General features: G+C 32.9%; 23 protein-coding genes. 7 read left to right on the top strand and 16 right to left on the bottom strand.

What is annotated here, in order from left to right:
• Positions 1-13: 13 nt before the first annotated feature.
• Positions 14-1,150: a lactonase family protein gene (locus CLU83_RS10165; RefSeq protein ID WP_100431507.1), complete on the top strand. Its 1,137-nt coding sequence runs from the start codon at positions 14-16 to the stop codon at positions 1,148-1,150.
• An 80-nt stretch (positions 1,151-1,230) separates the two neighbouring features.
• Here CLU83_RS10165 and CLU83_RS10160 read toward each other — a convergent pair whose 3' ends face one another.
• The 7 genes from CLU83_RS10160 to CLU83_RS10125 form a co-directional block, all read right to left on the bottom strand.
• Positions 1,231-2,580 (bottom strand): DEAD/DEAH box helicase, encoded by a 1,350-nt coding sequence (locus tag CLU83_RS10160; protein WP_100431506.1) that lies wholly within the window; start codon positions 2,578-2,580, stop codon positions 1,231-1,233.
• Positions 2,581-2,737: 157 nt separating this feature from the next.
• Positions 2,738-3,163, bottom strand: a complete 426-nt coding sequence (locus CLU83_RS10155) for a response regulator transcription factor (RefSeq protein WP_100431505.1) — start codon at positions 3,161-3,163, stop codon at positions 2,738-2,740.
• 822 nt (positions 3,164-3,985) lie between these two features.
• Positions 3,986-5,257 carry a YaiO family outer membrane beta-barrel protein gene (locus CLU83_RS10145; protein WP_100431503.1) on the bottom strand — a complete coding sequence of 424 codons (1,272 nt, stop codon included), beginning with the start codon at positions 5,255-5,257 and terminating at the stop codon, positions 3,986-3,988.
• Positions 5,258-5,259: 2 nt separating this feature from the next.
• Positions 5,260-6,690 (bottom strand): glycosyltransferase family 2 protein, encoded by a 1,431-nt coding sequence (locus tag CLU83_RS10140; protein WP_100431502.1) that lies wholly within the window; start codon positions 6,688-6,690, stop codon positions 5,260-5,262.
• Positions 6,687-7,748, bottom strand: coding sequence for a HEAT repeat domain-containing protein (locus CLU83_RS10135; protein WP_100431501.1), 1,062 nt, complete (start codon positions 7,746-7,748; stop codon positions 6,687-6,689). The genes CLU83_RS10140 and CLU83_RS10135 overlap by 4 nt, the downstream gene beginning before the upstream one ends.
• Positions 7,749-7,948: 200 nt before the next feature.
• Complete coding sequence (locus tag CLU83_RS10130; RefSeq protein WP_100431500.1) at positions 7,949-8,713, bottom strand: TIGR02757 family protein; 765 nt, start codon at positions 8,711-8,713, stop codon at positions 7,949-7,951.
• 5 nt (positions 8,714-8,718) lie between these two features.
• Positions 8,719-9,411 carry an ABC transporter ATP-binding protein gene (locus CLU83_RS10125; RefSeq protein WP_100431499.1) on the bottom strand — a complete coding sequence of 231 codons (693 nt, stop codon included), beginning with the start codon at positions 9,409-9,411 and terminating at the stop codon, positions 8,719-8,721.
• 136 nt (positions 9,412-9,547) lie between these two features.
• Between CLU83_RS10125 and CLU83_RS10120 the strand changes: the two genes are divergently transcribed.
• Positions 9,548-9,859 (top strand): hypothetical protein, encoded by a 312-nt coding sequence (locus CLU83_RS10120; protein WP_100431498.1) that lies wholly within the window; start codon positions 9,548-9,550, stop codon positions 9,857-9,859.
• 17 nt (positions 9,860-9,876) lie between these two features.
• Here CLU83_RS10120 and CLU83_RS10115 read toward each other — a convergent pair whose 3' ends face one another.
• The 7 genes from CLU83_RS10115 to CLU83_RS10090 form a co-directional block, all read right to left on the bottom strand.
• A complete protein-coding gene (locus CLU83_RS10115; RefSeq protein WP_100431497.1) occupies positions 9,877-10,179 on the bottom strand; it encodes a DUF6787 family protein in 303 nt (100 codons plus the stop codon).
• A gap of 132 nt (positions 10,180-10,311) precedes the next feature.
• Positions 10,312-10,743, bottom strand: a complete 432-nt coding sequence (locus tag CLU83_RS10110) for a DUF6146 family protein (RefSeq protein WP_100431496.1) — start codon at positions 10,741-10,743, stop codon at positions 10,312-10,314.
• Between the two features lie 214 nt (positions 10,744-10,957).
• On the bottom strand, positions 10,958-11,176 hold the full coding sequence (locus CLU83_RS22460) for a hypothetical protein (protein ID WP_232727048.1): 219 nt from the start codon (positions 11,174-11,176) through the stop codon (positions 10,958-10,960).
• A gap of 32 nt (positions 11,177-11,208) precedes the next feature.
• Positions 11,209-11,478 carry a hypothetical protein gene (locus tag CLU83_RS22455; protein ID WP_232727047.1) on the bottom strand — a complete coding sequence of 90 codons (270 nt, stop codon included), beginning with the start codon at positions 11,476-11,478 and terminating at the stop codon, positions 11,209-11,211.
• A 106-nt stretch (positions 11,479-11,584) separates the two neighbouring features.
• A complete protein-coding gene (locus CLU83_RS10100) occupies positions 11,585-12,535 on the bottom strand; it encodes a D-2-hydroxyacid dehydrogenase (protein WP_100431495.1) in 951 nt (316 codons plus the stop codon).
• A 113-nt stretch (positions 12,536-12,648) separates the two neighbouring features.
• Positions 12,649-13,719 carry a 3-phosphoserine/phosphohydroxythreonine transaminase gene (serC, locus tag CLU83_RS10095; RefSeq protein WP_100431494.1) on the bottom strand — a complete coding sequence of 357 codons (1,071 nt, stop codon included), beginning with the start codon at positions 13,717-13,719 and terminating at the stop codon, positions 12,649-12,651.
• Between the two features lie 193 nt (positions 13,720-13,912).
• Complete coding sequence (locus tag CLU83_RS10090) at positions 13,913-14,971, bottom strand: acyl-CoA reductase (protein WP_100431493.1); 1,059 nt, start codon at positions 14,969-14,971, stop codon at positions 13,913-13,915.
• 145 nt (positions 14,972-15,116) lie between these two features.
• Between CLU83_RS10090 and CLU83_RS10085 the strand changes: the two genes are divergently transcribed.
• Positions 15,117-15,467: a 4Fe-4S dicluster domain-containing protein gene (locus CLU83_RS10085; protein ID WP_100431492.1), complete on the top strand. Its 351-nt coding sequence runs from the start codon at positions 15,117-15,119 to the stop codon at positions 15,465-15,467.
• 169 nt (positions 15,468-15,636) lie between these two features.
• A complete protein-coding gene (locus CLU83_RS10080) occupies positions 15,637-16,800 on the top strand; it encodes a hypothetical protein (RefSeq protein WP_100431491.1) in 1,164 nt (387 codons plus the stop codon).
• A 1-nt stretch (position 16,801) separates the two neighbouring features.
• On the opposite strand, the gene CLU83_RS10075 is transcribed toward CLU83_RS10080, so the two are convergent.
• Both CLU83_RS10075 and CLU83_RS10070 read right to left on the bottom strand, forming a co-directional pair.
• A complete protein-coding gene (locus tag CLU83_RS10075; protein ID WP_100431490.1) occupies positions 16,802-17,548 on the bottom strand; it encodes a class I SAM-dependent methyltransferase in 747 nt (248 codons plus the stop codon).
• An 82-nt stretch (positions 17,549-17,630) separates the two neighbouring features.
• The gene (locus tag CLU83_RS10070) at positions 17,631-20,333 is read right to left on the bottom strand and encodes a TonB-dependent receptor (RefSeq protein ID WP_100431489.1); all 2,703 of its coding nucleotides are present in this window, start codon (positions 20,331-20,333) and stop codon (positions 17,631-17,633) included.
• A 222-nt stretch (positions 20,334-20,555) separates the two neighbouring features.
• Here CLU83_RS10070 and ychF point away from each other — a divergent pair, with 222 nt between their 5' ends.
• The 3 genes from ychF (at position 20,556) to CLU83_RS10055 (ending at position 23,314) form a co-directional block, all read left to right on the top strand.
• Positions 20,556-21,650 (top strand): redox-regulated ATPase YchF, encoded by a 1,095-nt coding sequence (gene ychF / locus CLU83_RS10065; RefSeq protein WP_100433693.1) that lies wholly within the window; start codon positions 20,556-20,558, stop codon positions 21,648-21,650.
• Between the two features lie 170 nt (positions 21,651-21,820).
• Entirely contained in the window at positions 21,821-22,342 is a 522-nt protein-coding gene (locus CLU83_RS10060) for an NADPH-dependent FMN reductase (RefSeq protein ID WP_100431488.1), read from the top strand.
• Positions 22,343-23,314 (top strand): transglutaminase domain-containing protein, encoded by a 972-nt coding sequence (locus CLU83_RS10055; protein ID WP_100431487.1) that lies wholly within the window; start codon positions 22,343-22,345, stop codon positions 23,312-23,314.
• Positions 23,315-23,331 lie beyond the last annotated feature (17 nt).

The raw sequence follows: 23,331 nt of genomic DNA, 5'->3' as shown, positions 1-23,331 counted from the left end.
ATTTCAACAGCAAATGAAACAAATCTATTTATTTATTCTATTAATTTCTTCGGTTGTCTCAATGCAGGCTCAAAAAAACATCCTAAATCTTATTGTTGGGACTTATACTAATTCATGCAGCAGCAGGGGAATTTATGTATATGAGTTTAATACTAAAAACGCTCAAATCCGATTGAAAAAAAGTTCAGATAGTATTTCCAGCCCTAGTTATGTATCGCTTTCTAAAGATGGTAAGTTTTTATACGCAGTTAATGAAAACGGAAATGATAGTACGGTAAGTTCTTTTAGTTTTGATCCGGCAAGCGGAAAACCAAGCTCTATAAATAAAGTTGACTCTAAAGGTGCAGATCCCTGTTATCTTATCAATGATGATAATAATGTGATTGTAGCTAATTATTCAGGAGGAAATATTGCTGTTTTTGGAAAAAATGCAGATGGCAGCTTAACCGAAGCTAAGCAAGTAGTGCAGCATTATGGGAAAGGAGTAAATCCTGATCGGCAAGAAAAAGCACATGTACACATGGTTTATTTTTCGCCAGATAAAAAATATGTCTTGAGCAATGATTTAGGTACTGACAAAGTTTACGTGTATAACTATAATGCCACTGCTCCTACCGATGTTTTAACGCTAAAAGATAGTGTTTCTGTAACTTCTGGAAGTGGTCCTAGGCATCTAAAGTTTAGTAAAAACGGAAAATATGTATATCTATTGCAAGAATTAGATGGTTCAATAACTTCTTTCAGCTATAAGGACGGAAAGCTTGCAAAAGTTTTTGAAACGACAGTTTTGGCAAAAGATTTTAAGGGTGCATTTAGCTCTGCAGCTATTGAAATTTCTCCAAATGGAAAGTTTTTATATGCATCCAATAGAGGAGAAGCAAACAATATTTCAGTTTTTAAGATTTTAAAGAAAGGAAAATTGCAATTGAAAGGGCAAACCGGTACATTAGGCAAAGGGCCAAGGAGTTTTGTAATTGACCCTACAGGAAAATTTCTTTTGGTTGGACATCAATATACTAACAATATTGTAATTTTTAAGATTAACGAAAGCAAAGGAACATTAACAGATTCAGGAAAAAGTTTTGATTTGTGTTCTCCTGTCTGTTTGATTTTTGGTGAGACTGTGACTGACGTTAAAAAAAGGAAATAAAAGGATAATACATTTTCTTTAAAAAAATAACCCGTGATTCGATCGATCACGGGTTATTTTTTTAAAGAAAAACAGAAATTCTATTTCTTATCTTTCCTCTTTTTAGCTTGGTTTTTCAGCATATTTCTATTTACTGAGCCATGTGTTTTTTTCTTGGTAACACCAGGACCACCTAAATTGACTTTTTTATTCTTTTTGCTTTTTTCGTGAAAAGCCCCATCACCTTCCAGTTTTTGTTTTTTCATCAAAAACTTAATGGGCTGTCTGTCTTTCTCAGGTTCGATTAATTTAGCCGAAACTTCAACTTCTTCAGGGAAAGATTCAATAGGTAATTCGGTATCCATCAAAATTTCAATGGCAATTTTTGATTCTTCTTCACGAGGAGTAATTAGACTTATGGCTGTACCGGTTGCATCTGCACGGCCTGTTCTACCAATACGGTGCATATATAATTCTGGTAATTCCGGCATTTCAAAGTTGACGACGTGCGTGATATTCGAAATATCCAAACCTCTCGCCATAATGTCGGTGGTAATTAATCCGCGGAGATTTCCTTCCTGAAATTCAGCCATCGTACTCAAACGGTAATTCTGTGATTTATTGGAGTGGATAACACCAAACTGACCTTCAAAATCTTCCTCAATGCGTTGGTGAACCATGTCGGAAATCTTTTTGTTGTTCACAAAAACCAATACGCGGCTCATGTCTTCATTGGTTTCCAATAAATGTTTTAAAAGATTGATTTTGGTATTGAAATTAGGAATCTGATAGGTAATTTGGGTAATGTTTTCAAGAGGAGTTCCAGATGCTGAAAGCGTAATTTCTTCCGGATAATCAAAATAATCATTCAAAATCGCATCAACTTCATCGGTCATTGTTGCCGAGAACAATATGTTTTGGCGCTTTTTTGGCATCATAGCCAAGATTGAAGTTAACTGCGTGCGAAAACCTAAATTCAGCATTTCGTCAAACTCGTCAATAACCAGTTTTTGCATTTCTTCAAAGCGGATTACATTATCCAGCGTTAAATCCATAATTCTTCCAGGAGTTCCCACCAAGATATCGCAACCCTGATAAACAGTCGTTTTTTGTGTATTGATGTTGACACCGCCAAAAATCCCTATGGTTCGGACCGACATATATTTAGTCAGTTTTTCAACCTCTTCCACAACCTGGACAACCAGCTCGCGTGTCGGCACAAGGATTACAATTTTTGGAGTATGACCAGGAGTGAATTTGTATAATTTTAATAAAGGCAGTAAATAGGCAAATGTTTTACCCGTACCCGTTTGTGCAATTCCCATCATATCACGACCAGACATTATCACAGAAAAAGTCTTTTCCTGAATAGGAGTCGGGGTCGTAAAGCCTAAATCATCAATTGCTTTTTGTACTGATTTAGGGAGATTGAATTGTTCGAAAGTGCTCATTGTATGTAAATTTTGTGCAAAGATAGGTTTTTTGAAACTAAGGTTAGAAAGTCATGCAAACTTTGACTTTATTTCGAAATTGAGATAAAAAAAACCTCTATGCTACTATTTTGAGATAGCGTATAGAGGCTGATGATTTTTATGAAATTAGTTTTTTTTAGGCACTAATATTTATAGTAGAAATTTCATTTGGTTTTATGCTATGCTTTGTTTTGGCGAATAATCGCTTTACTCTCAGCAACAATTCATTCGGATTAAATGGTTTAGAAACAAAATCATCTGCACCAAGATTAAATGCTTCAACAACAGTGCTTTCTTCTTCTCCTAATGATGAAACTACGATAACTGGGATGCTTCCAAAATGTTCTTTTGAATAGCTTATTATTTCTAATCCAGAGCGAAATGGCAGCATAATATCAGTAATAACTAAGTCGGGTATGAGCACAGGTATTTTTTCGATAGCACTCAAACCATCTTTACAGGAGACCACTTGATAACCTTCTTTTTTAAGGATGAATTCAAGAATTTTAATCATTAATATGTCATCTTCAGCAATTAATATTTTGATGTCTGAATTGTTCATGTTTTTTTCTTTTAATGTTTTTAATCCCTCTTTTCTGGATTAGCATGTTTTAAAAAATGGAAAAGAACATTTTTTGAAAACTATAGTTTCGGTTGTTTTTAGCAACTGTGCCAAAATGATTTTTATGTTTTGTTTAAGTTTAAATCGTTGTTTATTAATTATGTTGTTGAAATTTCTATTAATGGCGTTAGTGTTTTCTTTTTTGGCAGAAATAATCATAAAACAAAATATTTTCTCAAAAATTGTATCTGAGAATGTTTTTTCACTTGGTTTTAAATAGTAAAATAAAATGCTGCTAATATTTATAAAAGCATGGATTTTTAATTATGCAGTTCAATGATTTAATCATTGGGCTGTAAACTAAATAGACAATATGTATGAATTAGTTTGATTAAATAGAGTTTTTACAAAGTGGGGGTAACTAATTTTTATTTGAAATAAAACTGCGGAAAATGAATGATTTCTTAAGTCAATGCCTATAAATAAAAATTAGAGTTTTGTAATTACATTCCTTAGGAATTTTCTATTTAATCTTTAAAATGTATTGAAACACCGTTAAAATTACGTTTTTTAATTTTTTTATGCAAATTTTTTCACATTTTTTTTGAAACAAATACCTTCACTGTAATGATTTTTCTATACTAAATTATGTTTTATTTAATAATGCAGCAGATTCTTTAGTATCATCCCAGATGAATAGATAATGACTTCGCTTCTTTTTGAATTTGTTAATTTTAAGAAGTTTTCAGCCATAATTTTGCAATTTGAAAAAAACAGGAAAAAACAATAATGGAGATAATAAATTGTTTCGTCTGCATTTTTTTAGAATTGATATTGGAACATCAATGCAATTTCGGTTTCGTTTTGCTTTTTGTCAGGAGTATATTCTTGATTGTTATAATTCAATTGAAGCCCTGTTATATAATGACCTCCAATGATTTTATAATAGCCAGCTCCAAGTCTGTAAGAATCTAATGAAAGGCGCGGTTGTATTTGGCCAATTGTTGTTCGTTCGTCTGGGGAAGTTCCATATCCAGCTATCAATGTTATGTAATCAAATCGAGTGTTGAAATAATAGCGGGCTGTTAATGTAAAGGCAGGATACATATCACTTTCATTAAATTGAAAAAAGGATCTTAAATTAAGCCAATATGAACCTAAATACTTACCAACTCCAGCAACTGCAGTAGTAATTCCAGAATCTTTGGTATCAATATATCTAATTCCCAGATCGCCTTCCCAGCCTTTTTCGAAATTATGAAAAAAAGAATATCCAAGCCTGAATTTTGGAAATACCGGATCATTGCTATAACTGCCGCCAATATAAGAATAACTGTTTTTGCCAGTAAATAAGTAAGATTCGGCCTCGTATTGTAATCCTTCGGCAACGGTTTGACCATCAGCATATCGGTTTGAATAATTTATTCTGGCAATGGCAGAACCCCAATCTCGTTGTCTGATGTATTGTGCACTTCCATAATGCCAAGGACCATACCCAGATCTGTCAAACGTTGTGAAATTGTAATTTACACCAATGCGATCCGATTTTTGTCGAGTGTCCGCAATAAAGTAATGCAGTTTAAAACCAGTGTCTTTTGGGTATTGAGCCTGCATTTCTTTTAAGTAATCTTCGCTTTTTTTCTTTTCGCCCTGAAGTTCATAGATAGCGAGTTTTTTGTATCTAAAATCTTTTTTGCCAGAATGTGCTTCAATGGCTTTATTCACAGTGATTTCGGCATCACTGTAATTTTTATCTTCAATATCCATATTGATGAGATAGGAAAAAGCATCTTCATAAACAGGATTCCTGTCGATGACATAATTGTAATAGTATCTGGCACTGTCTTTTGTATTGTTTAATTGGTGAATTCTTCCTGCCAGCAAATGAAAATCTAAATAATCAGGGGCTAATTTTATTCCTTTATGGGTTTTCTTTAAAGCCGAATCATAATTTTTATCCTTATTGACTTCATTAATTGCTGCATTCAAAAGACTGTCAACGTCTGTTTTTTGTGACCAAACTGAATTGTTCTCTGCCACTCCTAAAAGTAGCAATAGAATAAAAAATGTTTTAGTGTAGCGGCGTTTTTTCATGCTTATTTTTTCTTTTCGGTTGGGTTACTAAAACCTTGCCGCTGCATATTTCCCCAAACTTGTTCCTTTTGTCTAAAAAAATGGTAATATCCTTTTATTGAGGCATATACATTCACAGGGTGATAGCAAAAAGGCTCTATTATTGCCATCATTACCAGAGTGACAATTTCCTTGGCATTGGCATAATTTTTATAAATAATATCATCTAATAGGATAGATATAAAAGTTATAATGATATAAAATAAATAGATTGTCAGCGTTAGGTAGAGGAAATTAGCGTAATCCACATGGTAAATAAAAAAACCAATAATTAAGACAATGACTCCAATAACTTCTAAAATTGGAATTAGAAACTCAAAGAAAAAGAAATAAGGAAATATTAGGAATCCTGTTCTTTGGTATTTTGGATTGAAAAAAACATTTTTATGCAAGTATAATGTTTGTATTAATCCTCGAGACCAGCGTACACGCTGCCGAATCAGAACCTCTTTTGTCGATGGAACTTCTGTCCAGCAAAGTGATTCTGGTATGTATTGTATGGAAAAAGGCAATTTATTATCATACATATATTTTCTCATTCGGGTTACAAGTTCCATATCTTCCCCTAATGATTTATGCCAATAACCACCAGCGGCAACCGCAATTTCTTTGTCAAACATGCCTAAACCGCCCGAAACTAACAGTAATCCGTTAATCTGACTCCAAGCCATTCTGCCAAAAAGAAAAGCACGGACATATTCCAATTCCTGAAACCTTGGATACCAGCCTTTTGGGAAATGGATTTTTACCAAAAAACCATTTTTTACTTCGCAGGAATTGGATATCCTTATACCCGCGCCAGTTGCAATAACTCTTTTTTGGGCTTCTATAAATGGTTTTGCTAATTTGATAATGGTATCATTTTTTAAGATACAATCCACGTCAGTGCAGATAAACAAAGGATATTTGGTCGAATTAATTCCGGCATTGGCTGCATCAGCTTTACTTTTTGCATTTTCTTTATCAACGACTAATAATTTATAATAAAGGGGATTAGTAGATTTATAATGACCTCTAATTGCAGCGGTTTTAATTTTTTCCTGATAATAAAAATCAACTTTGATGAGTTCGAATTCGTCAATTAATTTTTGTAGTGTATCGTCTGAACTGCCATCGTTTACTAACACAACTTCAAATTTGGGATAGGTTAATGAAAGCAATGATTTAACATTATTGACAACAGTAGCCCCTTCGTTGAATGCTGGTGCCACAACAGAAACACCAGGTATATAATTGGATTTTATAATGACATTATTAGGAATAAAATATTTTGTATTAAGGTTTTTCTTTATTGCATAATAGGATAATCCGGCTAATATAGAATAAAAGATAATGTAAGTGATTGAAAACACACCTATAAAATTAGCATATACGGATAAGATATCATGTATCATCTGTTAATTGTTTTAACATGTTTAACCATTTTTTTTACATCTTCATTATTCAAAAAGTGATTATCAAAATAGCTGGAATTTATTTTGTTGAGACAATAAACTGCATCTAGTTTGATGTTTTCATCTGTTTTATTTTCTAATAATTGGGCGATAAAATTCTCGGATTCTGTTGTTCCAATTTTAGAAAGAGTGCTGAAAATTTCTAATTTATTTTGGGTGTCTTCATTACTAAATTGTTCAATCAGTTCATCTTCAGCTTCATGAATGAATAAAAAAGATACAGCAGTAATTGCTTCATAACGAATAGATTTATTGTTATGCTTTAATAATTTAACAATAGTTTCATTCTCATTGGTATAGTTGTAAAACATCATTAGTTTAATTCCTAATTTAACTATAGAATCATTTTCTGAAACAATCCATTCATGCAGATTGGCTGGCATTTTTGTTTTTTTATGGTGTAAAATGTCCATAATATTGATTTCTTCTGCAGTGGTAATCTGATGTGAGAAATCAATTAATGATTCTAGTTTATTAGGTCTTAATGAGATTATTGACAAAAAAGCCCTAGATTTTATATTTCTGTTTTTATGATTTAATAGAGGGGCAATGTAGTCTTTTCCTTTTTTATAATTCAAAGATTCCAATTGAAATAATCCGAGACATTTTAAATAATAGCGACGGCTTTTTAAAAGTCTTTTGGTATACCTAAACAGATCAAATTGTTCGTATATAAAATGAAATTTATTAGTGATATTTCCTTTCAAATTTAGTTTTAAAAAAATAATCTGATTAAGCAATAATTTTTTGCACCAATTTTTATCAAAAGGAATTGTTTTTTTAAACTGTTTTATTTCAGTTTGAATTTGTATTTCATCAAAAGACGAAAAAATTATATTGGTTAAGAAGTTCTCAATTTCATTTTTTGTCGCTTCAAATTTTGGTTTGAATAGGTCGTAATTATATCTATTACCAATTAAAACTGCTATTAATATAATGCACCCGAAAATTAGTATGGGCAATAAGATTCGGATAAAGTAATAGACAGATACTTCCATTAATAAAAATTTCGTTTTCGGCTGTTAACTTAAAAATGTAACAAAAATTCTATTCTTCTTTAGTTAAGATTTACATAAAGATAATCAATATTTTAAAGGTATAAATTAAAAACAGCATATTCTAAATTAGAATGAATTTAGGATAGATTTTTTTTGTGAGTATTAAGGACGAAGTAAAGTATTTGAACGAAAAATATATTTTAAAACCCCTCAAATACTCCCAATCCAAATAAAGCAAAATCATATTTTACTGGGTCATTGGGATCGAGTTCACGGAGTTTTGTGTCTAGCTCTGTCAAGGCTTTTCCATCGTTTTGTTTTCTTGTGAGCAAGCCTAGTTTTCTGGCAACATTTCCAGAATGGACATCAAGAGGACAAGACAGGAGTGAAGGTGAGATGTTTTTCCAAATTCCTAAATCAACACCTTTATTGTCCTGACGGCACATCCATCTTAGGTACATGTTGATGCGTTTTGCTGCCGAACCATTCATTGGGTCTGAGATGTGTTTTTGGGCTCTGTTTTGATGCTGGATTTCGAAGAATGTTTTTTTGAATTCAGAAATGCTTTTTTGCATCGAATCGGTTTCCTGATGTTTTGTAAAAACAGTTTCAAGTCCGCCGTGATTTTTATAAATATGCTGCAGTCCTTTTATAAAACTGATAAAATCCTGTCCATTAAAGGTTCTGTGGACAAAGTATTCTAATTGCTCTAAATTATCTTCGCTATGGGAAAGTACAAAATCATAAGGTGCATTGCCCATCAAATTCATCATCTTATGAGAGTTTTTGATAATCATTTTACGGTTGCCCCAAGCGATGGTTGCACTCAAAAAGCCAGCAATTTCTATATCTTCTTTTCTCGAAAACAAATGCGGAATTTGGACAGGGTCACTTTCAATAAAATCTAGGGTATTGTATTGAAGCACTTTTTCGTCAAGAAAATCTTTGAGCTCAGTTTGATTCATTTTAGTTACTCATTGCTAATTTGGCCATCTACCATTATTAATTTTCTATCAGCCATATTAGCCAATTCTTCATTATGGGTTACAATCACAAAAGTTTGTCCGAATTCATCTCGAAGCTGAAAAAATAATTGATGTAAATTTTCGGCCGAATGCGTGTCTAGATTCCCAGATGGCTCATCTGCAAAAATAACATCAGGTTTGTTGATTAATGCTCTTGCAACCGCAACACGCTGCTGTTCACCGCCCGAAAGTTCGTTTGGTTTGTGATTTATTCTGTGTGACAGCCCTAAATAGTCTAATAATTTTTTAGCCTCTTTTTCGGTTTCAGAAACTTTTTTCCCAGCAATATAAGCAGGAATACAAACATTTTCTAATGCCGTAAATTCGGGTAACAATTGGTGAAACTGAAAAATAAACCCCAAATTTAAATTTCTGAATTTGGATAAGGATTTGTCGTTCATCTTCAAAATATCCTCATTGTTTATCACTAATGAACTTTGGTTTTCGATACTTTGATTTTCATTTTCCTTTTTTGTGCTGGGTTTATCCAATGTGCCTAATATTTGTAACAGCGTTGTTTTTCCAGCACCAGAAGCACCAACAATAGAAACAATTTCGCCTTTTTTGATATGTAAATCTACTCCTTTTAATACTTCAAGCTGATCATAAAATTTATGTAAGTTTTTTGCGTGTATCATCGTTTTGAAACTGTTTTCACAAAGAAACAAAAGTTTCTGCCGATATTATAATGGCTTCGGTAATTTTTAACTTATATTGTTAATTGGAATGCGGTTTGGATTTTGTAGATTTATATTTGAATTAATTTTTATCCAAATGAATAATATAGAAGCAGACGATGTTTTTTATAAGCAAAAAATAATCAAACTTTTATTAGGTTTATTTTTTGATGCAATAGGAATGGTATCATTTGTAATTCCGGGAATTGGAGAGTTTTCCGATGTGGTTTGGGCGCCATTGGCTGGTTTTTTGATGACCAAAATGTACAAAGGCCGGGTAGGTAAGGTAGCTGGTATTTTAACTTTTGTGGAAGAAATATTTCCGTTTACAGATGTAATTCCATCTTTTACGTTGACTTGGATATATATGTATTGGATTCAAGGAAACAGAGATAAAAAACTCAAATAATAAGAAAGAATTCTTAATTATTTTTTAAAAATAAACCCTAGCCCCATACTTCTGAGCATTTTCTTTTCAAAAGCCCAAAAGAATTTAAATTGCCCAAAAAGGAAACCTATCGCAACTAATAAAACTTGATAAATTGGGAAAATTAGCAACAGGCGAATAGGAGTGTACCAGTGGCCTAAACCTTCTTTTGCAATTCCTAACCAAACACAAAATGGTTTAGACAACCATGCAGACGCTGATCCCGTAATAGCAAAAACTACAAATATTATTGCCAATTGCCAATTGGATGTTAGCCCCCAACGCTGTTTTAATCCTTTCATTATTAATTTACTTCCTTTTTGCAAATATAACAGGTTTTGGTATTTAAATCATTAATGAAAGATGAAAAACAAGAAGATTTTTAGTCATAAAATTATCTTTTTGCTTGAATTAAATAGAATCACTGCAGCTTACTATCTAGGAGGAACACGGCCATATAATCTTTGATTGTATTTGTTCTGAAAATAAATCATGTAGTTATAAATAAGATAGTTTACTTCATAACCATAATTAATCGATGGTTGATAATCGATGGTCATTTCGTATAAATTAGGTGGATAAAGTTGAGGTTGGCGAACGCGGCTGTTCCATTCCAGAACATAAAAATTATTTTTGTTTTCTAAATAGGACTGTGAATAATAGCCTCTCGGATAAGCGGTGGACTGCAGCCAAAAATCAAAACCCGGCTCTATAATAATGACTTCATACTGTAATTCTTCATTTACAATTTTTATGGTATCATTACTCGTGGCTTTTGGTTTTTCTGGATTAGAAATATTAGATTTGGAAGTACTGCACGCAATAATTACACAGAGAAAAAGTAATATGCAGATAGAATTTTTCATAATAATAATTTTTCAGGTGTATTATAAAACGTATTGGGACAATAATCAATGATTGATAATTAATCATATAAATTTACGAATTTTATATTGATTATCAGTCAGTTTTATTAATACAAAAAGATATTTACAGTTTTGTAAATGCCTTTTTCAAAAACTTTAGAGTCTGAAAAAAGCCTATTTTCCAAAAAGGTTTCCTAGAAATCCGCCAATACCGTCACTGTTTTTTGTTACTGCAATAGCGTTCATTCATATCTAGTTTTCCATCGGCATTTTGGTCTAAACCAAACTGAGTTCCGTATTTTGAAATGGCATCCATAATCCCTGAAGTTTGTCCGCTTCCTCCTAAAATTGCTCCAATTAAATCTGTAATTTGAAAAATGTCATTAGGATCATTTGCTTTGTTTACCAGCCCGCCAAGAATTTTTGGAATCATGCTTCCTGCAACTCCTGCAACTGTAGTGCTGTCTAAGCCAAATTTTTTTCTCCCAAGCTTCCTGACTGCTGTTGGGTAATCTGCTGCACAGCTGGATTCGAAGAATCTTGTGCATTATTTCCTTGGAGTAATCCAGCAAGTTTCTCGACACCTCCTTTGGAAGCCATTTTTTGTAAACTCGAAAAAATAGAACTTCCAGCTTCTTCTATCACAGCTTCATTTTGTTCATTCGGAATTGCATTGTTTTTTACAACATCATCTTGACCAAACTGCTGTACTAATTGGGTTAATTGTTCAAACATATTTTTTTGATTAAAGGTTAATGTCTTATATAAAATATAATCAAAAAAAAGTTAGAAATTATTAAGGTGTTAATAATTTCTAACTATAAATCTTTAAATCAATTAGTTAATTTAGCAGTTGAATGATTTGATGTGCCAGTTCAATGCCAATTCGGTCTTGGGCTTCTTCGGTAGCAGCTCCAATATGTGGTGTTAATGAAATTTTTGGGTTCATTAAAATTGTAATTTCGGGATTAGGCTCATTCTCATAAACATCTAATCCTGCAAATAACACTTTTCCGCTGTCCAGTGCTTCTATTAATGCTACTTCATCAATAGCACCGCCACGGGCGCAGTTTATAATTCCAACACCGTCTTTCATCAGTTCAAAATCTTTCTCACCAATCACGTAATCGTCTTGAGCAGGAACGTGCAAAGTAATAAAATCTGATTCTTTAAACAGCGATTCCAAAGACTGAGAAGTAAGCGATATACTAATTGTTTGTCCGTCAAAAAAATGAATTTTAAGGTCTTTATGCGGTATGTGCATGTCGCTGTAAATCACTTTCATTCCTAGTCCAACAGCCATTCTAGCAACAGCCTTGCCAATGCGTCCCATGCCTATGATCCCAAGTGTTTTACCTCTAAGTTCAATACCATTGGCATACGCTTTTTTCAAATTTTCAAAGTTGGTATCGCCTTCAAGAGGCATGTTTCTGTTCGAATCATGAAGGAATCTTACACCTGTAAACAAATGCGCAAAAACCAATTCGGCCACAGATTCTGATGAAGACGCCGGAGTATTTATAACATGAATTCCTTTGTTTTTGGCATATTCAACATCAATATTATCCATTCCAACACCACCACGGCCAATAATTTTAAGACTTGGGCAAGCATCAATAATATCTCTGCGAACCTTTGTAGCGCTGCGGACTAATAGAACTCCTATGTCATTTTTGTTTATAAAATTAGCAACTTGTTCCTGTGCTACTTTTGTAGTAATAACTTCAAAACCAGATTTTTCCAAAGCATCAATACCACTTTTGGAAATTCCGTCGTTTGCTAATATCTTCATTTAAATTTTTTTATTTAAAGATTGAATCATTTGAAAATTGAAAGATTCAATTATGTTGTTTAATAAAAGATTAAATGATTTAAAAATGTTTAAATCGTTTAATCTTTAAATTATTAAATTTTTGTTTCTAAAGCTTTCATTACATCAACAAGAACCTGAACGCTTTCCAGCGGAAGCGCATTGTACATAGAAGCTCTGTAACCGCCAACAGAACGGTGTCCCGGCAGTCCATTAATTCCAGCCGCTTTGCACATTTCGTCAAATTTAGCGGCATGAGATTCGTCGTTCAATAAAAACGTTGCATTCATATTAGAACGGTCTTCAACTGCAGCAGTTCCTCTAAATAATGGGTTTCTGTCTATTTCAGCATAAAGTAAAGCAGCTTTAGCATCGTTTATTTTTTCGATGGCCTCAATTCCCCCAATTTTCTTCAACCATTGCAAGGTTAACAAAGATGCATAAACTGGAAAAACTGGTGGTGTATTGTACATACTGTCTGCTTTGATATGTTTAGCATAATCCAGCATACTTGGAATCGTGCGTCCGGTTTTGCCAAGAATTTCTTCTTTGATAACAACCAAAGTGGTTCCAGCAGGGCCCATATTTTTTTGTGCGCCAGCATAAATAACATCAAATTTTGAAAAATCAATTTTTCTAGAAAAAATATCAGAACTCATATCACAGACAAGCGGTATGTCTGTTTCTGGAAATTCCTTCATTTGAGTTCCAAAAATAGTGTTGTTGCTGGTGCAGTGGAAATAATCTGCATCGGCAGGTATGGTGTATCCTTTTGGAATATGATTGTAATTTTGTTCTTTTGAAGATGCAACAACGGTTGTATTGCCAAAGTATTGTGCTTCTTTTATTGCTGCCGAAGCCCAAGTTCCAGTATCCAAATATGCTGCTTTTCCATTTTCTTTCAGGATGTTGTAAGGAACCATCAGGAATTCTAAACTGGCACCTCCTCCAAGAAATATGGCTTGATATCCTTTTCCTTTTAGATCCAAAAGTTCTAAAACTAAAGCTCTCGCTTCTTCCATTACGGCAACAAAATCTTTACTACGATGCGAAATTTCTAATAGTGATAAACCAGAGCCATTAAAATTTAAAATAGCTTGAGCTGATTTTTCAAAAACTTCTTGTGGTAAAATACATGGTCCTGCGCTGTAGTTGTGTTTTTTCATAGTGTAGTTACTGTTTGTTTTTATTTGTTTCAATTAACTATCAAAAGAAATTACCAATTTTTATCCCTCTTTTGGGCTTTTGAAACAGGACAATTTCAAGTTATAGCTAAAGGTTAAATTTTTTAAAATGCAAATTTCGGGAATACGGCACGAATAACCATTAAATTATTCATAATAATATAAAAAGATTGAATTATACCGTTAATAAAAACAATACGGTATCAACGTTATCTGCATAATCCCATAAATTTGGTTTTTGAGCAACTCCAAACGGGATACTGTTCTTTACAAGATTATTGCTTACGATGCATTGAATCTGCTGGCTTTCGTCTTCCAAACGCTTTTGTAAATCCTCCAGGTTTTCATAACGTTCATAAAACACGCTTGAGATAGGGGAACTGTAGCTCGAATCTTCCTTAAGAGTCAAAAAGCCATTGTCTAATAACTTGAAATTACTCATCAGGAAAACGGCTTTGTTGTAGTCGTAATTATTAGCATATTTCTCGTAATGAATGACATCTTGGTATTCAAAAATAGCTTCAAAAAAAGGCTCAAAAGAATAGTCTTTTGGAACAAACAGTTTCGAAACATTGCGGCATCCCAATCCAAAGTATCTAAAAATATCTTCTCCTAATGCAACTAGCTGTTCTTTGGTTTCTTCTCCATTTAATACTGCAATAGAATTTCTGTTTTTTCGTATGATCGATGGCTTGTCTTTGAAATAATATTCAAAATAACGAGCGGTGTTGTTGCTTCCAGTAGCTATTACGGCATCAAAATTTTCTAGTTTTCCTTCAACAAATGTAATTTTGTTCTTTAAATCGGGTTCAGCAGCAATTAGATAATTGACCAAGAAAGGCAATAAGTGCTGGTCGTTTGATGATGTTTTAATCAAGACATTATGTCCAGTCAGCAAAACAGACAAGAAATCATGAAAGCCAACCAGAGGAATATTTCCCGCTAATATTAGTGCTGCGTTTTTAGGTTTTACGGCACTAAAATCATATTCGGAAAGCCATTTCGTTAAATTATCTTCTGTTAATGCTTCTGCCCAAGAGGCAATTGCAAAATGAACTTGTTCTGGTGTATACCAGCCATTATGAGATTGGGAAAGCTGAATTAAATCGATAAATTTTTCAAAAAACAGATCATTACCCGATACAGTTTCATCCTTGATGCAATTTTCATCTTTAAATTGATTTAAGAATTCCCCTAGTTTAACAAATGCACTTTTTTTTGTATCTAATGTCATAATGTTTGTTTATGAAAAGTTTTGATTGTAATTTTGCACAAAAATAAGCTTTTTATAAGCTCTAGGCAAAAGTTGTGTTGAGTATTCGTATTTCGTATTATCTACTTTTGGCTTTCAATTTACAATCTTAAAAACTAAACAGAAAATGGCAATTATAATAACTGACGAATGCATCAACTGCGGGGCTTGTGAACCAGAGTGTCCAAATACAGCAATATATGAAGGAGCAGATGACTGGAGGTATAAAGATGGTACAAAACTGAAAGGAAAAGTAATTTTGCCTGATGGTACCGAAGTAGATTCAGATGAGGCACAAACGCCAATCTCTGATGAAATCTATTATATCGTTCCAGGAAAATGTACTGAATGTAAAGGATTTCATGATGAGCCTCAATGTGCTGCGGTATGTCCTGTTGACTGCTGTATTCCAGATGACAACCATGTTGAAACTGAAGAGACTTTGTTAAACAGACAGTCTTTCCTGCATAATGAATAATAGTTTTCTAGCTATATAAATCTAAACCTGCATTTTTTCGCAGGTTTTTTTATGCAAAAAATGTATTATTGCACTTATTATCTTATTTTTCTTTTAAAAAAATGTTAATTCAATTGTTTTTTATATTTTTAAACAATGTTTTTGAGAATAAGTTATCAATATTCTAAATATGAAAAGAATTTTTGTTTTATTTCAGTTTATTTTATGTTTTACTCTTTTTTCACAAACTAATGAAAAAAGGATAATACTGTTGGATTTTGATACCAATCAGCCAATCGAAGCGGCGGTTGTTTTAGTTTTAAAAACAAAACAGGTTTTAATGACTAATGCTGAGGGTACTGTTGAGTTTGAACTCAAAGGAGGTTCAAATTTAAAAGTGACGCATTCGTCTTATTTGCCAATTACAATAAAGTGGGCTTCATTAAATCAAATGGAAAATATTTTCTATCTGAAAAGTAAACTCAACACACTAGACGATATTGTAATAACCAGCAGAAATCCTCATGAAATAATTAAGGATTTAGTTGATAATTCTATTAAGACCCTCAATGTTCCAGCCAGATTGAAAGTATATTCCAGAGAATTTTTTAAATTAAATGGGGATTATACATATTTTAATGACGGACTCATTAATTTTCAATTATATAAAGAACAAAAAAAGGTAAAATCAATTTTATTATTAGAGCAGAACCGTTCTTTTGGTTTAGTTGATGATTTGAATTTTTCGGATCTATTAGGGTATAATTTGAATTCTATGATGGAGAAATATTATGTTTTCTCAGTTTTGAGGCCATTAACAGATGACAAAATAAGGAAAAAGTATAATTTTATTGTAAAGGTAAATCCTTTAAATCAAGACTATAATAATATATTAGCCACACCAATTCCTGTCGAAAAAACAACAGAACTTTTAGATGATTTTAAAATTGTTTATGATGTTAAAAGAAAACTAATAATAGAGATAACTGCAATGGTTTCTCCTGAATCTTTGGCTAATGTTGAAGAGAATACAGCAAAAGGCACTAAAAATATAATTAGGTCAATGTTTAAAACGAACTATAGAGCTGATTTTGGAAACTATTATTTAGTCAGTTCTAATGAGGAAATCAATTATAATGTTAATGTTGGGAATGAAATAAAAAACATTGAAATATTAAATAATTTGATTACCACTAATTTTAATATTCAAAATTTTACTTATAAGGAAAGTCAAGTTTTTAAAGACAAGACGCTCTTCAATGCAAAAAATTCTATCTTGACGGATTATTGGAATATTTCCGGCTTAACTCCTACGGCTAAAGAATTGGAGATTATCAATAAAATCAAAAATTAGATTAGAGTCTTCTTTTTTGGCTCATAATTACATAAGTGTCATAAGCATATGTTTTTCGGTCAATGACTTTCAGTATTTCAAAATTATTAAGATATAGGAAAAGTTCGATTTCATTTAAGGTGAAAACCCGAACTGTAGAGAAATCCTCAGACAGAACCTCTTTTTTATCGTCTGTAATTTGATAGTATGTAGCATTCCAGTCCAGCATGAAATTTTCTAATGGAGTGGTTTCCCAGTGGCTTTCCCGCACATAATTAATTCCTTCATAAGAAGCTTCATGAACAATGGTCTCATTTTCTTTAATAAAAGGAATAAAACGATTGGCATCAATAATATCAAAAATAAAAACACCGCTTGGATTTAAATTTTTGTAAACACATTCAAAAGTATCTATAATATCTTCATTGTTGATTAAATAGCTTGTTGAACGACCAGTTATAATAATGACATCTACAGGTTTTTCCAGTTCAAAATTCCGCATGTCTCCATGTATAAAAGTACAGTCTTTGTTTCTATTTTGGGCAATTTCAATCATGCTTTGGCTGTAATCAAGCCCAATGTAATTCTGATTATTTGCTTGAAAACGTTTGGCCAGATTTCCAGTGCCGCTTCCAATTTCTAGTATTGAACTGCAGTTTTTTTCTTGGATTAATCTATTGTAAAATTCATATTCTTCATCATAATCGATAAAGCTCTGGTACATGGCATCAAAAATAGCCGCCATTTTTCCATTAAATAAATTTGCCATAATAGTAGTTTGTATAGAATAAATTTAATGAAAAAAAATAAAGGACTCTCTTTCGATTGTCCTTTATTTTTTGAGTTGTTTTTTAGAATGTAAAACCTAGTCGAGTATAATAATAGGCTCCATTGAAACCCATTTGTACTGCATCCCAATATCCTCCAGCTTCAACCCAGTCATCTTGCTGATCAGGATAAATGTTTAGCAAGTTATTGGCACCAACGCTTAACTTAAGAGATTTTGACAGCTTAAATCCTAAAGTCAAATCGGTTACAATTTTAGCGCCGTAAGTATCTGTGGCAGCTGTTTTTTGATTTGCGAATATTTGTGCTTCAGTTTCATTTGGAGAAGTTCTGTAATCTTCCGGGTCTTCGTCCATTTGATAATCTAAAAGTTTTACTTCGCTAAATCTTGTAAAAGCTAAACCTGCATCAAACCATTTTCTTCCATAATTAAGGTTTAGACCAAATTTGCTAGGTGGAGCAGAAGCTAGTAAAAAGGCTTTATCACGTTCTCCAAAAAATGTTTTTTCATCTAAATCTCCATTTTTTACTTTGTCAATTTTCATATCGTTGATATTTCCAACAAGAGCTGCGCTAAATCTATTTTTATTAATAATTTTTTTCCAAGATAAAACGACATCAAGTCCTGTTGTTTTTGTATCTACGCCATTAACGAAAAATTGAGCTTTATCTACATTCATACCTAATTGTGAAGCATCAAAATAACCAGTCAATACGATTCTATCTTTAACATTAATTAAATAACCGTCTACAGTTGCTGTAAAATCGCCATAATTAGCTGTAAAACCCAAAGATGCATTTACAGCTTTTTCTTCATTTAATTTTTGAATTCCAAAAGCTTTCGTTATCTCGCTGTCATTTGGCGCTAATAACACTTCGGTCGCCCCAGCTGAACTAAAGTTTGTAAAACGCAAATTGTAATATATCTGGGCTAATGACGGTGCACGGAAACCTGTACTTACTGAACCTCTTAGATTAATATGACTATTAATTTTAAGTCTCGAAGCTAATTTGCCATTTAAAGTGCTTCCAAAATCACTGTAGTTTTCAAAACGAACTGCTCCGCTTACCATAAAAGCTTCAGTAACATCTAGCTCGGCGTCTGAATATAAAGAGAAATTGGTGCGGTTTTTATTTACTTCATTTAGTGGGCTGTATCCAGGAAAACCTTGCGAGCCTCCAGGTCTAGCTTCTCCAGAAATAGGGTCAATTGGAGCGCTTTGAGTTGTTGGGTCTGTAATTGGTTTCCCGTTAGTGTCATAAGTAGCATAGGAGCCTTCTTCTCCTGCGAAAATTTCGAATTGTTCAACTCTAAATTCAGTACCAAAGGCTACATTTAGTCCGCTAAGAATATCGCCATAATTTTTTGAAACATCTAAATTTGTCGTATTTTGAAGTAAACTATGTCCGCCGGCATCAAATTCTCTTGGCGAATTCTCTTCAAGTGAAGCATTGATAGTTCCTTTTATATCATAATGAAATTTGTTTTTTCCTAAAGTATTACTAAGGTCCCATTTCCATCCGCCAGTAGTTTCAGTTCTAATACCAGCAGCAATCGAATTATCATTGATTTTTGATGTAATTCTTGGTGTATATCCGCCTGGGTAGATGGATTCAACTACACGTTCGCCATCGTTTCTTGTAAAAGCATAAGCATCAGTATCTCTGAAATTACTTCCTCCAAAAGCATAAAACTGTGTTTTTTCCGAGATTGGAATAGCAAGATTCACGAATAAATTAACACCTTGAATTTCAGCTTCTCCAAAACCTTTTCTAAAATCGAAACCAGGTCGTAAAGTTTTGTTTTTATTTAAAAATTCTCCCGTAACATTTACAAAACCTCCTTTAGTTCCAATAGTTGTGCCATAATTAGCACCTATTTTTACAGATCCGCCATCGAAAGCCTTATTTTTTCCGAAAGTATTTCCGTTTCCATTTTGATCTAATCTGTAGTCTTTTGTATTGGCAGTTCCGACAGGGAAATCACCTTTTGCATCCGTATTAAAAGCACCATAAGTTACAGCACCCGTAAATTCATTAACATTATCATTTGTAACAATATTGATTACTCCCGCAATAGCATCAGAACCATATTGAGCAGCTGCGCCATCTCTTAATATTTCAATTCTTTTGATGGATGAAGCTGGAATCGCATTCAAATCGGTACCAGTATTTCCACGGCCTCGAGTTCCAAAAAGGTTGATTAGAGAGGATTGATGTCTTCTTTTTCCATTAATCAAGACAAGGGTTTGATCTGGTCCCATACCTCTTAATGAAGCAGGGTCTACGTGATCTGCACCATCCGAACCTGACTGTTTGTTGGCATTAAAGGAAGGAGCGACATATTGCAGCAGTTCATTGATTTCAATTTTTCCGCTTTGTGTCGTAACGTCTTTCATACTGATAACATCAATAGGAACTGCCGAATTGACTACGGTTCTTTTGGCATTTCTCGAACCTACAATTTGGACCTCTTGAAGTTCTTGTTCCCCTTCTTCCGATAAAATCACATCGATTATTGCTGTATTGGCTGTCTTAGAAACAGTTTTATAACCAATATAACTAAAAGTCAAAGTTGCACTTTCATTTACATTTAGTTTATATGCGCCATTAATGTCTGTAGGAACGCCATTCTTAGTCCCTTTTTCAAGAACGTTAACTCCTGTAAGCGGATTGCCTGTTTTGTCTTTTACGACTCCCGATACTTCTTTTTGCGCGAGCATAAACGTGATGTTTAGCAAAAAGAATAATTGAATAATTTTTTTCATAATTGGTTGGATTGTTTTAATTATTGGTTGTTTATGGTTTAAATATAGCCATTTTTAACATAAATGATGATAAAAGTTAAAAAAAATACTCGAAAGTGGATAAAAAATATTAATCTTAAAAAATTGTTTACCAAGCATTTTTTAAATCTTATATTTGCAGACTTTAAAAATGAATATCATAAAATAAATAACAGTTCTCTGTTATTTGTAAACAAACATAACATGAAAGCAGGAATTGTAGGGTTACCAAATGTTGGAAAATCAACATTATTCAATTGTTTATCGAACGCAAAAGCGCAAAGTGCTAATTTTCCGTTTTGTACTATCGAACCTAATATTGGAGTTGTAAACGTTCCAGATCCAAGAATCAATAAATTGGAAGAACTAGTAAAGCCAGAGCGCGTTCAAATGGCTACTGTAGATATCGTTGATATTGCAGGTTTAGTAAAAGGAGCCAGTAAAGGTGAAGGTTTAGGAAATCAATTTCTTGGAAACATTAGAGAATGTAATGCTATTATTCATGTATTGCGCTGTTTTGACAATGACAATATTGTTCATGTTGACGGAAATGTAAACCCAATCCGTGACAAAGAAACTATCGATATTGAATTGCAGTTAAAAGATTTAGAAACGGTAGAAAAACGTTTAGAAAAAGTAAACCGTGCTGCAAAAACTGGAAATAAAGAAGCGCAGACCGAAAAAGCACTTTTGGACCGCATCAGAGAAAATTTATTGCAGGCAAAATCGGCAAGAACAATTATTCCTCAAAGTAATGACGAAGAAGTTTTGATGGAAAGTTTTCAATTGATTACTGCAAAACCGGTATTGTATGTTTGTAATGTTGATGAAAATTCAGCTGTAAACGGGAATAAATATGTAGATCAGGTTCGTGAATTAGTTAAAGATGAAGAAGCCGAAGTAATTATCCTTTCGGTAGGAGCAGAAGCTGATATCACCGAATTAGAAAGCTACGAAGAACGCCAGGTTTTCCTAGAGGATATGGGATTGACCGAGCCTGGAGCATCAGTTTTAATTCGTGCCGCTTACAAATTATTGAAACAGCAAACGTATTTCACTGCAGGTGTCAAAGAAGTTCGTGCATGGACTATCAATATTGGATCAACTGCACCACAAGCTGCAGGAGTTATCCATACCGATTTCGAGAAAGGATTCATCCGTGCCGAAGTAATATCATACGAAGATTATGTTCAATATGGTTCAGAAGCAAAAGCTAAAGAAGCAGGGAAATTCAAAGTTGAAGGAAAAGAATATATTGTGAAAGACGGTGACGTAATGCACTTTAGATTCAATGTATAGTCTTTAGAAAATAGAGAAAAGAACAAAGAAAATAGATAGGAAACCTGCAAGAGTAATATTTTGTAGGTTTTTTTAGTTTTTTAATGTTTCTATTTTAATTACTTTTAACCCAAATTCGCATTTAGAAATAAAAAATCTGACCAACTATTTTAAATAAAAAATAATCCACTATGAAAATCATTGCCTTTGCAGGAAGTCCCAGTAAAAAATCCATCAACAAAAAATTAGCTGCTTATGCCTCGAGTTTATTCGAAAATGCCGAAGTGGAGGTTTTGGATTTAAACGATTATGAAATGCCGTTATTCAGTGTTGATAAAGAAGCTGTGATTGGGCAGCATTCTTTAGCGAAAGCGTTTTTGGAAAAAATTGCTTCTGCTGATGTTTTGGTGGTTTCTCTTGCCGAAAATAATGGAAATTACAGTGCAGCTTTCAAAAACACAGTAGATTGGTGTTCCAGAATAAACGGAAAAATATTTCAGGATAAACCAATGTTATTGATGGCTACCTCGCCAGGAGCAAGAGGCGGAGCAAGCGTATTGGAAATTGCTAAAAACAATTTTCCGCGTTTTACTGCCGATATTAAAGCGGTTTTCTCGTTGCCAAGTTTTAATGATAATTTTAATGTTGATGCAAATGTTATTTCGAATGCCGAATTAGACAATCAGCTTAAGGAAATTGTAACCAATTTTTAGATGAAAAGAAATATATTTCAACTGTTGTTTGTTTCTCTTTTTTTTAATTTAATATATTCTCAAGACTATCAGCGGGTTGATAAGGTTGTGGAGCATTACCCAGCATCATTCAATAGTCCTTTGGAATTAGCAAATAAAATCAAACAAGATTTCACCTCTGAAGGTGACAAAGCAAGAGCTGTTTTTACATGGATGGCTTTACATATAAATTATGATATTGACGCTTATTTGAATCCAAAACCGGCAAAATCAATTTCTTATGATAATGAATTTGAGAGGGATTTTAAATGGCATGAAATTAGAAATAAGGAAATCAATACTGTTTTTAGAAAACAAAAAGCTGTCTGCAGCGGATATTCTTTATTGTATTATCATTTAGCAACATTGGTTGGACTGCAGGGGCAAATTATCGAAGGAGGTTCGAAAACTAAATTTGATGATGTTGGTAGAAAAAAAACTGCAATCAATCATGCTTGGAATGCAGTAATGATAGATGGAACTTGGCGATTGGTTGATGTTACTTGGGGAGCAGGCGCAATTATTAATGAAAATGATTTGTGGGTTAAAAAATTTAATCCAATTTATTTTGATTCAAATCCAAAAATTTTCTTTGCGAAGCATATGCCTGTTTCAAAGGTGTGGGATAATAAAAGTCTTGATGAAGGCTTTTTTTTGAAAGGCCCTCTTTTTTTTGATGAATATTTCAATAAAGAGGTTGAAATTGTTGAACCAATAAACGGAATAATAGAAGTTAGAGGAAATCAAAAAATTAATTTTAAAATTAAAAACCGTTCAAAAAATCAAGAAATTGGATATGCAGCAAAAGAGGATACAATAAGTGTTAATCCTAATAAAATAGATGATGATTTAGAACAATTTGAGGTCGATTATACAAAAAGAGACGGAAGATTTATAAAAATATATGTCTCTGGTTCTGTAATTGCAGCTTTTAAGGTTGTACTAAAAAGATAGTATTTAATTTGATTACA

This window comes from Flavobacterium sp. 1 (assembly GCF_002797935.1).
Lineage (GTDB): Bacteria > Bacteroidota > Bacteroidia > Flavobacteriales > Flavobacteriaceae > Flavobacterium.
This window is presented reverse-complemented; position numbering and strand designations above follow the sequence as displayed.